Raw genomic sequence first — 13,744 nt, 5'->3', positions numbered from 1 at the left:
CAAAAGGTGGCATGCTCCTCTCATTCAAGGCATATAGATGGGGTAACGAAGGATTTGGACCATGGATCAGTCCCATGAGAAGGATCATGGTGAACATATGCCGAAAGGAGGACGCCACCTTTGTTGAATCAACCTTATGGTTTGCGGTTCGATATTTATGAGCGCGTTCATTTGTCTGAGGGAGTCCCTGCGATTGAGGAATTGGAGGAGATTGAACTATACCCGCGCATTCAAGTCATAGGGCAGGATGATCATGCCACCTTAAGAGGGCATCTTTTACTTACAGGTGCGTACAGAGGAGAGAATGAGGCTTCAGAGGAGCTCAAACATTTCATTCCCGTGGAGATCACAGTGCCGCTGAACCGGGTCAGATCGATTGAGGATATTTCCATTGAGATCGAAAATTTTGACGTGGATCTGTTATCCAATCGCAGTCTGAACATTACAGGCGTATTGTCGCTGCGAGGCATCGAAGGTTTTCCTGTTGAAGAGCCACAAGTGTGGTCAGCAGATGAGTTTACAGTTGTCCACTCATCTGATGCTCAGCAATCCAACCGTTCCGATGAAGCAGCACAGACAGGCAGCGACCCCAACACATTTGCACAAGAGTACCTGCTCCAGCGGAGTGAGGAAGAGAGACTTGCGAATGCAGCAGAACTTGCATATGGTGCTCCTGAATTCGCTGACCTGTCCACAAGGGAAGAGAAATTAGGGAATAGCGAAGAATCGCAGCAGGAATATGCGAATTCGTCATTGGCCGAGCCACTTCAATCCGAGGAGCAAAGTGCGGAGTACGCTAACGAAAACAGACAACCTGATGCAAACGAAGATCCCGCATCTCTGACGGCGAATGCAGATGAATTGGCATCTAATGAGCAATATAGCGAACCTTCTCCGATCTCGTCATTTATGGCTGAGACCGCTGATCGGTTAGCTTCTTACCCTGAGTCGGAACCATTGCTGCCTCTGGAAGATGAGTCTTCGGGTTGGTCCGAGCCTTCCGTGGATGCATTGCCTGCGAACCCGAGAAGTGCAGATCAAGCAGTCTCAGAGCCTACTGCTCAATCATCTAATGAGTTGGCAGCACGGGATGTACCGGACGCACCAGAGGTATGGCACTTCGAATCAGCGAGATCTGTACCTCAGCAGGAGAATCAGGCGGTTGCCGATGTCCCGGGCGAATCACAGGCGGAGAACTGGCAAGGTGTATTTGCTTCGTCCGAACCAGATAACGAGGAGGAAGACCGGCCGTCTTTTGAAGCAACTGAGGTAGACGAGTTCGTACAGAACGAAGCATTTGTTCCTGAACCTGTGGCTGAGACGGAAGACAAGCCGGAGCTGAAGGTTGCTTTTGGCAGCAAAAAAGAATCCGCACCACGGCAAGAAGAGGGCGTAGGTATCTCTTCCTTGTTATCCTCGGGCAGAGCGGCACGCGATGCTGAAGTGGAGCGAGGTGATGAGGTTCCTGCGGGGGTGGTACAGGAAGAAACATATCCAGCTGATGATGTGGAATGGAAGAACCTGTTCCTGGGAACAATCGTGGACCAGACCCCATTCCGCAAGGTGAAACTGTGCATTGTTCAGCGAGAAGATACACTGGATGCCATTGCAGATCGTTATCAATTGAGCACGAGGGAACTTCAGTTGTATAACCGATTATCTGAGCAGGTTGTGGAAGAAGGTCAGATATTGTACATCCCTTAATCCGCAGTTAAAGCCTTCGTTATGACCCGTGATCCCCTTGAGGATTGCGGGTTTTTGCATGATTCGTCCTAAACCTGCATTCCAGCGCTCTTTATCCGCTGTTGTCAGGTTGACTATCGCGCACGAGCAAGGTATGATGTGTGTAGGTTTTTTGAAGAACAACGTGGAACGGGAGTAGTAGACAGTATGACCTTTCAGAGAGTGGAATTGCAACGCTGTGAGATTCCGCAGGAACCAACTGATCGAAGTCGCCCGGGAGTTGCCTGTTTGAATACAAGGGATGAATGAGATCTATCGTCATTTATTTCTGAGGTAGGATGGGCCGGTAGCAGCCGTTATCTGCTTGAAGTGTCACGTCATGACAGAGGGTGGAGTCTATCTTGCTGTCGGCGTGAAACAAAGGTGGTACCGCGAAAGCTAACCTTTCGTCCTTTGATGGATGAAAGGTTTTTTTTGTTTTTTTTGGCGAAGATGATGAAGTAACGGAGGAATGACACATGTCTGAGGAAAAGAAATCAGCTGCAACAGAAATGCCGACCACTTACGATCCTAAGGCGGCAGAGGATAAATGGTACTCCACCTGGATGGAGCGTGGATATTTCAAAGCCGGTCAGCGTAAAGATGCCGAGCCGTATACGATTGTTATCCCACCCCCGAATGTGACCGGGATGCTGCACATCGGGCATGCGCTCGATTTTACACTGCAGGATATACTGATCCGTACGAAACGGATGCAAGGCTATGATGCGCTGTGGCTTCCGGGTTCCGACCATGCAGGTATTGCTACTCAAACCAAAGTGGAGCAGAAGCTGCGTGAAGAAGGTCTGACTCGTTATGATCTGGGACGCGAGAAGTTTCTGGAGAAGGTATGGGACTGGAAAGATCAGTATGCCACTACCATTCGTCAGCAATGGGGCAAAATGGGATTGTCGCTTGACTACTCACGTGAACGTTTTACGCTGGATGAAGGTCTGTCCCAAGCGGTTCGCAAAGTATTTGTTCAATTGTATGAAAAAGGCCTTATTTACCGAGGCAAACGTATCATTAACTGGGACCCGGTGAACCGGACAGCTCTGTCCGACATTGAGGTTGAATATAAAGAGGTTCAGGGTCACTTGTACCATCTGCGTTACCCGCTCAAAGACGGAAGTGGCTACGTTACCGTGGCAACAACGCGTCCTGAAACGATGCTGGGCGATACAGCGGTTGCTGTACATCCGAAGGATGAGCGTTATGCAGATATGATTGGTAAAGTACTTGTACTGCCAATCATTGGACGCGAAATTCCAATTATCGCTGATGATTATGTGGATAAAGAGTTCGGAAGTGGTGCAGTTAAAATCACGCCTGCGCATGATCCGAATGACTTTGAAGTAGGTCTTCGTCATGATCTGCCTCAAATTACTGTAATGGATGAGAGCGGCACAATGAATGCTGAGGCTGGCAAGTATCAGGGACTGGATCGCAGTGACTGCCGCAAGCAGATTGTTGCAGACTTGAAAGAGCAGGGCGTATTGATCAATATTGAGGATCACACGCATCAGGTTGGACACAGTGAACGTACCGGAGCTGTTGTTGAGCCGTATCTCTCTACACAGTGGTTTGTTGAGATGAAGCCACTTGCAGATAGAGCGATCAAGAAACAACAGAGCGGCGAAGGGGTTAATTTTGTTCCAGACCGTTTTGAGAAAACCTATCTGAACTGGATCGAGAACGTTCGTGACTGGTGTATTTCCCGTCAACTGTGGTGGGGACATCGTATTCCTGCCTGGTATGATGAGGAAACGGGTGAAATCATCGTATCTGCTGAAGATCCAACAACGCTGCCAGAGTATGCTGGACGCAAGCTCAGACAGGATGAAGACGTTCTGGATACATGGTTTAGCTCCGGATTATGGCCTTTCTCCACACTAGGCTGGCCGGAAGATACGGAAGATCTGCAACGTTATTATCCAACAAGTGTACTTGTGACAGGGTATGACATCATATATTTCTGGGTTGCACGTATGATTTTCACTGCATTGGAATTCACTGATGAGATTCCGTTCAAGGATGTACTGATGCATGGTCTTGTTCGTGACGCAGATGGACGCAAAATGTCCAAATCATTGGGCAACGGTGTAGACCCGCTCGATGTGATTGAGAAATACGGCGCAGATGCAATGCGTTACATGATCTCAACCAGCAGCACGCCAGGTCAGGATCTGCGTTTCCGTTGGGAACGGGTGGAGCAGGCTCGTAATTTCGCCAACAAGATCTGGAATGCTTCGCGCTTTGCATTGATGAATCTGGAAGGATTCACCTATGAGGAACGTGACATCAGTGGAGAGCTTGGTACAGCGGATTATTGGATTTTGCACCGTCTGAACGAAACTTCCCGCGATATTACGCGTCTAATCGAAGCGTATGAATTTGGGGAAACGGGTCGTGTGTTGTATAACTTTATCTGGGATGACCTGTGTGACTGGTACATTGAGTTTGCGAAGCTGTCCTTCTATGGGGAAGATCCGGTTGCCAAGAAGAAAACACAATCCGTGTTGGCTTATGTGCTGGATCAGACCATGCGCCTGATTCATCCGTTTATGCCATACATCTCCGAAGAGATCTGGCAGCATCTGCCTCATGAGGGAGAGACCATTACGCTGGCTTCCTGGCCGGTATATGATCCTGCACTCGAGAACCCAGAGGCTGTTGCCGAGATGAACCTGCTCATGGATACCATTCGTGCAGTTCGAAACATTCGTGCAGAAGTGAACGTGCCGATGAGCAAAAAGATCGAGTTGATGGTCAAAGCAAATAGTGCTGAGACGTCCAGCATCATTGAGCGTAACAGTCACTACATCAAACGTTTCTGTAATACGTCCGAGTTCGATAGTGGGCTGGATTTAAACTCACCGGACAAGGCAATGACTGCGATCATTACGGGGGCAGAACTATACTTGCCGCTCGCAGGTCTTATTGATATCGAGCAAGAAGTGGCTCGTTTGGAGAAAGAGTTGGAGAACCTTGAGGGCGAAGTTCTCCGTGTAGAGAAAAAGCTGGCGAACGAAGGCTTTGTTGCCAAAGCTCCTGCCAAAGTTATTGAGGAAGAGCGCGCCAAGCAAGCCGATTATTCCGATAAACGGGATAAAGTGATTGCACGAATCAAGGAACTTAAAGGTTAATATATGTGGGTCGGATGGAGAGCCATTATGCCATCCGGCCGCTTTTTTCACTCAAACTCGGGACCGAAGGTGAATCAGATGACGGAATTAGACGGGACAGATGCAGCAGCTCCTTTACTTACGTACAACGAGGCCGTGGACTGGATCAATGGCCTTATTCCTTTTGGCATCCGACCTGGATTGGAACGAATCGAGAGTCTGATGTCCATGTTAGGCAATCCACACCAACGTCTCAAATTTATTCATGTCGCGGGAACGAACGGCAAAGGTTCGACTTGCGCTTTTTTGACGTCAGTGCTTCTTCAGGCTGGATATGATGTGGGTACCTTTACGTCGCCTTATATCACCAAGTTTACAAACCGTTTTCAATACAACGGTGAGGATATTCCTGAAGAAATCCTGCTTAAGCTCTCGAACCGATTACATCCACTGGTCATGGAAATGGCCTCCACTCCGCTTGGGTCACCCACGATGTTTGAGGTGTCCACGGCTCTCGCGCTTCTGTACTATGCAGAGGAGTGTTACCCTGACGTTGTGGTATGGGAGACGGGGCTAGGGGGAAGGATGGACGTAACGAATATTGTCGCACCTGTTGTGTCCGTCATCACCAACATTGGTATGGATCATACGGATGTGCTTGGAGATACGATTGAGCAGATTGCTGGAGAAAAGGCAGGTATTATCAAGCCGGGAGTACCCGTTGTGACATGCGCGACTCAACCCGAAGCTGTGAAGGTGATTCAGGAGAAAGCACAGCAGCTTCAATCAAGCGTGTATTTGGCTGGAGATCAATTCTCTTATCATAGACTGGACAGCAATGAGAACGGACAATCTTTTCATTTTACAGGCCCGTTTCGTGACCTGGACGTTCGCATACGTATGCAGGGCTCACATCAATGTGACAATGCAGCGGCCGCACTTATGGTGCTTGAATTGCTTAGACAATACATGGCATTTATGCTGGATGACAACGATATTGCACTTGGACTGGAGAATGCTTTCTGGGCAGGAAGATTCGAAAAAGTCGTCGATGAACCCCGAATTGTGCTTGATGGAGCACATAATCCAGAAGGGGCAGAGTCACTGGCCAAGAGCATTATGGATGTCTATCCGCACAACAAGTTAATTTTGATGATGGGTATGTTGGCAAATAAGCATCACGAAGCGTATTTGCAGCATATACTGCCACTAGTGGATACGCTGATCCTGACCGAGCCAGATTTCCGACGCAAAATGGATGCAGCCGAATTGCTGCAGATTGTCGAACGGGTACGTCCCGCCATTGCGAAGCAGGAACTGGAAATCATCGTCGAGCCCGAATGGGCAAAGGCACTTGATCTATTGAAGTCACGGACGGAAGCGGAAGATCTGGGGGTGGTCTCCGGCACACTGTACCTGATTGCGGATGTGCGGGCAGCCCTTTTGCATCAAACCGATTCTGAAAAAGGTTGGTGAAAGTTTTGTTAAATACATCGGAACACGTTCATTTTATAGGGATTGGCGGATATGGCATGAGTGCCATCGCAAGAGTTATGTTGGAAATGGGATACACCGTTACCGGATCGGATGTCGCTTCACAGGAGTTGACCGAGAAGTTGGCAGCCAAGGGAGCGAAAATATATATCGGACATACGGCAGAGCACGTCACTGGAGCAGACCTTGTTGTCTACTCTACGGCAGCGCCTGCTGATAATGTGGAACGGGTAGCAGCTGCAGAGCTGAACATTCCGATTCTGCATCGTTCCCAGATGCTTGCACGTTTGTTGAACGAACGTAAAGGTGTGGCTGTAGCTGGGGCTCATGGTAAAACAACCACTTCATCCATGATTGCACTTGTTATGGATAAATGTGATACAGATCCGACATACATTATTGGCGGAGAAATCATGAATGTGGGTACCAACGCGAAGGCTGGTCAAGGCGATTGGGTAGTCGCTGAAGCGGACGAGAGCGATGGTTCGTTTTTGCAGTACCATCCATGGCTCGGTATTGTAACCAATATTGAGGCAGATCATCTGGAGAATTACAACAGTGATTTTGAGGAGCTCAAAAGGGCTTATGTGCAGTTCCTGAGCCAGATTCGTCCGGAAGGAACAGCGATTGTGTGTTCTGACGACGAGAATGTTCAAGCGATTTTGCCAGAACTCAAGTCACGGATTACAACCTATGGTATTGATCGTGCTGCAGATTATACGGCAACGGATATTGTACTGGGCGATCGCCGTATCTCCTTTACGATGAATCATCAGGGTGCTGCTATGGGCACGGTGGAATTATCAGTGCCGGGTAAGCATAACGTTTATAATGCAATGGCTACTGTGATTACCTGTTTGGAAGCGGGCATTCCATTTGAGAAGATTGTAGCAGCCATCATCCAATTCCACGGAGCCAAACGCAGATTCCAGGTATTGGGTGAGGCGCGTGATATGCTGATCATCGATGATTATGCTCATCACCCGACTGAGATTGAAGCTACCATTAGTGCCGCCAAAGCAACGGGCAAACGTATTATTGCGGTATTCCAGCCACAGCGTTATACGCGGACGTTCTTCCTGCTGGATGCGTTCAGTCGTGCTTTCGCAGAAGCGGATGAAGTGCTTATTACGGATATCTATTCTCCTGCGGGCGAAAAACAGATCGAAGGGGTAACCTCAGCCAGACTGGTTGAACTGATCGTTCAAAACAGTAATGCTTCTGCACGTTACCTTCCTACAAAAGAAGAAGTGGTAGCTGATCTGCAGCATCGTCTGCAGCCAGGAGATCTTGTGATTACGATGGGTGCAGGGGATATTTGGAAAGTCGGCGATACACTTGCCAAAGGTTTGAAATAAATCAATTGAGAAATCGCCTGTCTTCGATACGAAGCAGGCGTTTTTTTTGCGTTATATGGAATGTAACCTCCAGTCTCTGCATATAGCTGTTATAAATGGGACAAAGGAGAGGGTACGGGTGAGCAATGCTAGAATGACGTTTCGCTTCGGAGATCATGAGTCGGACAAGCCTGAGAACAAGAGGATATCCGGGTCCAGTCCATTGGTGACGTTAAGTGAAGAATTACCGCATAATCAACCGCTAACGCCTAAGCAGATGGATACAACCCCATCATGGACGCCTGAGGATATCCCCGGAGACTGGGGAGAGACGGTGCTGACAAGCTCTACTGTACCTGAACCTGACGAGCGGGTGAGTCATGATTCGAACTTGAACTTGGATGAGACCCATTATTTTGGGAACCGTTCCGGTTCCGGTTATGTTAATCACACCGATAATGCGGAGGAAGAGCGTCGTGATCTGTCCAATACACATGATGATCAGGGCCACGACTGGCTTGCAGATTCGGAGAACTATTCCTATAAACGCAATCGCCCTCCAAGGGGATGGAAAATGATTGGTTCTGTCACTGGGGCACTTGTTACGGGAGCACTATTCGGCATGGTTATTCTTTCATTTTTCAATAAAGAAGGAGCCGTCAAGCCAGGCGATCTTCTTCCCGTCAATCAGGCAGTTTCCACTGTGACGGGTCAGGAGGGGACTGCAGGTACAGAACAGCAACTTCAGACAGCTACGACTGGCAGCACGTATTATGCACTTCAATACGGTGTATTTAGTTCTCCTGAACGTGCTGAGCAGGCCAAGCTTGAGCTCGCTCAGGCAGGTATAGCCGCAGGTTCTGATCCTGAAGATGGCAATCGAGTATATGCAGGCATTTCGGCTGATCGTGAAGAGGCCAAGCTACTTAGCTCCAGGTTAAAAGCCCAGGGAGTTGAGCTATACGTCAAGGAGATCGTGAACCCTGAGATCAATCCGGCTATATTCGGTGGCAAGCAAGAGGATGTGCAGCTTTTCTTCACAAACAGTTCTGCACTGGTCGAACAATTATCTACCTTGTCCATTCAGCAGCTGGGACAGTCTGCTCCGGCAGCAGTCTCTACAGAAACGATGACCGCGCTTCAAAATAAGCACCAGTCATGGCTGACCGGATTGAATAGTCTTACACCTGGCCTGACCGCAGATGTACAACCTCTTATTGGTGGAATGGAGAAATCAATGAACAGTGCAATTACGGCTATCGCAGAGTACAACAAAAACCCGGATGATGTGCACATGTGGTCCGTGCAGTCCGATCTGATGGAATATGTACTGCAGCAGAAAAAATGGCTTGAAGCGATAAAGCAGTAACATGCTCTTTCCCATAACAACGCTTGGAAATACCCATCCGGCAAGGAACTGGAAATAGTTCCCCTTGCCGGATTTGTGTTTGTATTGACGTACAAAACCCCGTATAATAATGTGGGTGTCAAAAAATGGCGAGGGAAGATTACCGATGAAAAAAAACTTCGGCATGTTATTGCTGTTTCTGCTGCTCGGCTGGATGGCCGGAGCGTGGATCGCCAAGGCACTGCAGCCTGTAAAGGCAGTAGCCTTTCTTACGAAAGCCACGACCATACGTTGGTCGCCACAGGCTGATCTGGATATTATCAGTTATGATATTTCACTTCAATTTCAAATGAGCCTTCTGAGTCTGATCGGTATGATTGCCGCTGTGTGGCTTTATCGCAGACTGTAGGAGAATGACGAGTTATGACGAAAAAAATTAAACCAGTGACATCTATTATCGTGATCCGGACAGGATGTTGCCGTGGCATAAGGAGCCGTTCATTTTGGATAACACACAACAGCGCCCTATTATTCTGGCCTCCACATCGCCTCGGCGCAAAGAACTGATCGCATCACTCCACCTAGCGTTTGATGTAATACCAAGTCATGCCAATGAAGATACACCACCAGAGTGGACACCTGAACAGACGGTGCAGGAGCTTGCTTTGCGCAAGGCGCTTGCCGTGTATCGCGGGCTTGAAGGCCGCGAGCAGGAAGCCATTATTGTTGGTAGTGACACCGTTGTTGTTCTGGATGGTGAGATTCTAGGCAAACCTGTAGACGAAGCGGATGCTGAACGTATGTTATCCCGGCTGCAGGGCCGCGTACATCGGGTGTTTACGGGCGTTGCTTGTATTGATGCGGGCAATGGACAGTCGTTAGTTCATTACCGCCAGACCGATGTAACAATGAAAGAGCTGTCGGATGCAACCATCCGTGCTTATGTGCAGACAGGTGAGCCTTCAGACAAGGCAGGATCATATGCCATTCAGGGCATTGGTGCTTCACTGATCGATCGCATTGAAGGATGTTATTTTAATGTAGTTGGCTTGCCGCTATCTTTGCTAAGTGATATGTTGGACGGGTTCGGCGTACATGTGTTGCCACGAACATGAATGAAGCCAAATGTTGTGAAATGAAAAGAGGGAACTTATGGAGTCGCCTCAATACATGATGCGCGACATCCCCCAGGAAGAACGCCCGAGAGAACGCATGATGGAATACGGGGCGGGCGCCTTAAGCCATGCTGAATTGCTGGCAATTTTACTTCGAACAGGCACAAGACAGGAATCCGCGGTGCATATGGCACAGCGGATTCTGGCCGAAGCGGGTGGCATTCGCTCGTTGATGGATTTGAGTCTGGAAGAACTGATCACGATGAAAGGGATTGGCAATGCCAAGGCTGTGCAATTGAAAGCTGGCATTGAGCTGGGTCATCGGATTGCCAAGAGCAGACTCACACAGTCGACTTCAATTCGTACACCCCGTGATGCAGCTGATATCCTGATGGAACAATTGCGTTACTTGCAAAAAGAACATTTTGTGTGTCTCTTTCTGAATAGTAAAAATCATATTATTGCTCAGGAAACACTCTCCATGGGCAGCCTTAACGCTTCGATTGTACATCCACGTGAAGTGTTCCGGGCTGCCATCAAATGCAGCAGCGCATCGATTGTGTGCGCACACAACCATCCGAGTGGTGATCCTACGCCGAGTCCAGAGGATATCCAAATAACCAAGAGACTGATTGAAGCAGGCGCTATTGTTGGCATTGACGTGCTTGATCATATTATTATCGGAGATGGAACGTACGTAAGTTTGAAGGAGAAGGGCTTAGTATAATATAATGGTTGGCGTTGATGTTTTCCTATGAATGTTAACGGCGTTGTCCGTAAAAGATAGGTTCACTTTACAAATGCAAAAAAACAAATGCGAATATTAGCTCCACGTGTTGCGTGGGAATGAAATTATTACGCTCTGGATCATGATGGAGCGGCTATATGAGGCAGAAAAGGAGATTATGTTATGTTTGGTGGTTTTACGAAAGATTTGGGTATTGACTTGGGGACAGCAAATACGTTGGTTTATGTACGAGGAAAAGGAATTGTGGTGCGAGAACCTTCGGTTGTCGCTATACGGACAGATACAAATAGCATCGAGGCAGTAGGTGAAGCCGCCAAAAAAATGATTGGACGTACACCAGGTAACATTCGTGCCATTCGTCCAATGAAAGATGGCGTTATTGCCGATTTTGATACAACGGCAACGATGATCAAATATTTCATCCGTGAAGCTCAGAAACAACGCTCCATGTTCCAGCGTCATCCAAACGTGATGGTATGTGTACCATCCGGGATCACGGCAGTAGAACAACGTGCGGTTGAAGATGCAACCAAACAGGCCGGAGCACGTGAAGCCTATACAATTGAAGAGCCTTTTGCAGCTGCAATCGGTGCAGATCTGCCTGTATGGGAACCAACGGGTAGTATGGTTGTAGATATCGGTGGCGGCACAACAGAAGTGGCTGTTATCTCTCTTGGTGGTATTGTTACGAGCCGTTCGGTTCGTGTAGCAGGTGACGAGATGGATGAATCCGTTATCCAGTACATCAAACGCCAATACAATCTGATGATCGGTGAGCGTACATCAGAGCAATTGAAGATGGATATTGGATCAGCTATGCCATTGGAACAAGTAGAAACGATGGAAATTCGTGGACGTGACCTTGTAACAGGTCTGCCGAAGACCATTACGATTACTTCGGACGAGATCAGTGAAGCGCTGGCTGATACGGTGAATGCAATTGTTGAAGCGGTAAAAGTAACACTGGAAAAATGCCCGCCTGAACTTGCTGCCGATATCATGGATCGGGGTATCGTTCTTACAGGTGGTGGGGCATTGCTTCGTAACCTGGACAAGCTTCTCGCTGGTGAGACAGGAATGCCTGTCATTGTGGCTGAGAACCCGCTGGATTGTGTAGCAATCGGAACAGGTAAAGCGCTAGAGAATATTCATTTGTTCAAAAGCAGAAGCAGTTCGGCAGTTCGTTCCAAACGTTAATTGGTATTTGCCTAACTTGGCATAGCGACCAAGTGGCAAGATATCTTTATAGAGGACCCGGTTAACCCCGGGGATGAGCTATTACCCGCTTAACAGGGGAGGATCGGCTGATATTCTCGCAGGGACTACAGGTCTGACAGTCTCCCCGCCGGGCATGGCTCGGAAGAGAATATGGATGTTAGAGGGTGTTCGAACTGTTTAAACTGCTAGGCAACAAAAGACTTTTTGTTTTGCTGGTGGGCCTTGTTACATTTATCGCGTTAATGGGCTTTACGCTCAGTCCGCGAACCACTCTATCCTGGCCGGAGAAATTCGTGAAGGATTCAGTTGGATTTGTACAATACGTATTTTACAAGCCCGCTTCCTATGTAGCGGGCTTTTTCAAAGATGTAGCGAACATGCGTACGGTATATGAAGAGAATGAAGAGCTCCGCATCGCGATGGGTCACTATACCCGAGATCGGCTGAAGTATAATGATATGGAGCAAGTGAATGAGCAACTTCAGAAAGCGCTCAATTTCACAGAAGAACAGAAGAATCGCTATAATTACGGTTCACGAATTGCTCAGGTTATCAGTGCCAATTCGGATCCAAACAGCAGAACCATTAACATTGATATCGGTGAAAATGCGGGAATCAAGCCGGGGATGGCCGTTACCTCCCAGGAAGGGCTGGTCGGCGTGATCAGTCATGTCAGCTCCTATACATCAACGGTTAATCTGTTAACGTCCATGGACGCCAATGATCCAACATCCAATGCCATTGCAGCAACGGCAGTAGGTAAAGAGAAAGTGTTTGGTATGATTGAGAGTTACGATCCGAAGACGGGCATGCTCAAGATGACCAAAATCTCAGAGGATTCTAATATCAAAGAGGATGATGAGATTATCTCCTCCGGAATTATTAACAATTTTCCGAAGTACATGCGGATTGGTAAAGTGGAGAAGGTTGAAGTTGGGGAATACGGTTTAACAAGGACTGCGATTATCGAACCATACGCCAGCTTCCTTGACTGGAAAGAGCTGATTGTCATTATCCCGCCTGAGGTAAAAGAATAATGGTAACACGCAAGCAAGTTTTGTTCTTGTTACTATTCGTTTTGTTCATTGCGGAAGGCACAATTTTGCCGCTGCTCATCCCTTCTGGCTGGCACATGCGTATTTCTGCCAATCTGGTCTATATCGTAATTTTGTTTATCGCTGTATATCATCATCGACACACGGCACTAGTGCTCGGTATATTTTTTGGACTATTGCATGACGTCGTATTCTACGGCGAGATGATTGGACCTTATGGATTCTCGATGGGATTATCGGCATACATGATGGGACTCATTTTTCAAGCACCTCGTGCACCCTTGCCGGTTATGGTATCGGTTGTCATTTTGGGAAGTCTGCTTAATGACACCATGCTATTTTTCCTGTACAAGCTCTTCCAACTTAACCACGTGACCTTTGACTGGGCGTTGATTGAATACATGATTCCTAATTTGTTCATTCATTTTGTGTTTGCCTTGATCATATATGTCCCGCTTCGGAAACAACTGGAGCGGATCGGCAAGAGACGGAGCAAGACAGAAGAAGCTTCCTAAATACATTTATGGAGCGCAAAGCAGGAACTTGGGGCCCCGGGCACGAAATGTAATGAGATGGGAGGGA

General features: G+C 48.0%; 11 protein-coding genes and 1 other annotated feature. All 11 genes read left to right on the top strand.

Going from position 1 to position 13,744, the window contains the following annotated elements:
• Positions 1-120: 120 nt before the first annotated feature.
• The 11 genes from MHB43_RS25820 (at position 121) to mreD (ending at position 13,677) form a co-directional block, all read left to right on the top strand.
• The gene (locus MHB43_RS25820) at positions 121-1,704 is read left to right on the top strand and encodes a LysM peptidoglycan-binding domain-containing protein (RefSeq protein ID WP_405130710.1); all 1,584 of its coding nucleotides are present in this window, start codon (positions 121-123) and stop codon (positions 1,702-1,704) included.
• A 155-nt stretch (positions 1,705-1,859) separates the two neighbouring features.
• Positions 1,860-2,140 (top strand) — a binding site (T-box leader).
• A 61-nt stretch (positions 2,141-2,201) separates the two neighbouring features.
• Positions 2,202-4,868 carry a valine--tRNA ligase gene (locus tag MHB43_RS25815; protein WP_405130709.1) on the top strand — a complete coding sequence of 889 codons (2,667 nt, stop codon included), beginning with the start codon at positions 2,202-2,204 and terminating at the stop codon, positions 4,866-4,868.
• A gap of 78 nt (positions 4,869-4,946) precedes the next feature.
• On the top strand, positions 4,947-6,323 hold the full coding sequence (locus MHB43_RS25810) for a folylpolyglutamate synthase/dihydrofolate synthase family protein (RefSeq protein WP_036673600.1): 1,377 nt from the start codon (positions 4,947-4,949) through the stop codon (positions 6,321-6,323).
• A gap of 56 nt (positions 6,324-6,379) precedes the next feature.
• Positions 6,380-7,699, top strand: a complete 1,320-nt coding sequence (murC, locus tag MHB43_RS25805) for a UDP-N-acetylmuramate--L-alanine ligase (protein WP_047841184.1) — start codon at positions 6,380-6,382, stop codon at positions 7,697-7,699.
• 118 nt (positions 7,700-7,817) lie between these two features.
• Positions 7,818-9,047: an SPOR domain-containing protein gene (locus MHB43_RS25800; protein WP_405130708.1), complete on the top strand. Its 1,230-nt coding sequence runs from the start codon at positions 7,818-7,820 to the stop codon at positions 9,045-9,047.
• Positions 9,048-9,192: 145 nt separating this feature from the next.
• Entirely contained in the window at positions 9,193-9,435 is a 243-nt protein-coding gene (locus MHB43_RS25795; RefSeq protein WP_047841183.1) for a DUF4321 domain-containing protein, read from the top strand.
• A 94-nt stretch (positions 9,436-9,529) separates the two neighbouring features.
• Positions 9,530-10,141 (top strand): nucleoside triphosphate pyrophosphatase, encoded by a 612-nt coding sequence (locus tag MHB43_RS25790; RefSeq protein WP_091037560.1) that lies wholly within the window; start codon positions 9,530-9,532, stop codon positions 10,139-10,141.
• A 37-nt stretch (positions 10,142-10,178) separates the two neighbouring features.
• Positions 10,179-10,868 carry a DNA repair protein RadC gene (radC, locus tag MHB43_RS25785; protein WP_339178855.1) on the top strand — a complete coding sequence of 230 codons (690 nt, stop codon included), beginning with the start codon at positions 10,179-10,181 and terminating at the stop codon, positions 10,866-10,868.
• A 183-nt stretch (positions 10,869-11,051) separates the two neighbouring features.
• Positions 11,052-12,086: a rod shape-determining protein gene (locus tag MHB43_RS25780; RefSeq protein ID WP_017692612.1), complete on the top strand. Its 1,035-nt coding sequence runs from the start codon at positions 11,052-11,054 to the stop codon at positions 12,084-12,086.
• 185 nt (positions 12,087-12,271) lie between these two features.
• Positions 12,272-13,144: a rod shape-determining protein MreC gene (gene mreC / locus MHB43_RS25775; protein WP_405130707.1), complete on the top strand. Its 873-nt coding sequence runs from the start codon at positions 12,272-12,274 to the stop codon at positions 13,142-13,144.
• Positions 13,144-13,677 carry a rod shape-determining protein MreD gene (mreD, locus tag MHB43_RS25770; protein WP_091037552.1) on the top strand — a complete coding sequence of 178 codons (534 nt, stop codon included), beginning with the start codon at positions 13,144-13,146 and terminating at the stop codon, positions 13,675-13,677. The genes mreC and mreD overlap by 1 nt, the downstream gene beginning before the upstream one ends.
• Positions 13,678-13,744: the final 67 nt, after the last annotated feature.

Origin of the sequence: Paenibacillus sp. FSL H8-0317, assembly GCF_045040685.1 — a bacterium.
In the GTDB taxonomy this organism is placed as follows: domain Bacteria; phylum Bacillota; class Bacilli; order Paenibacillales; family Paenibacillaceae; genus Paenibacillus.
The sequence above is the reverse complement of the archived record's forward strand: the minus strand, read 5'-3'. Positions and strand labels throughout refer to the sequence as shown.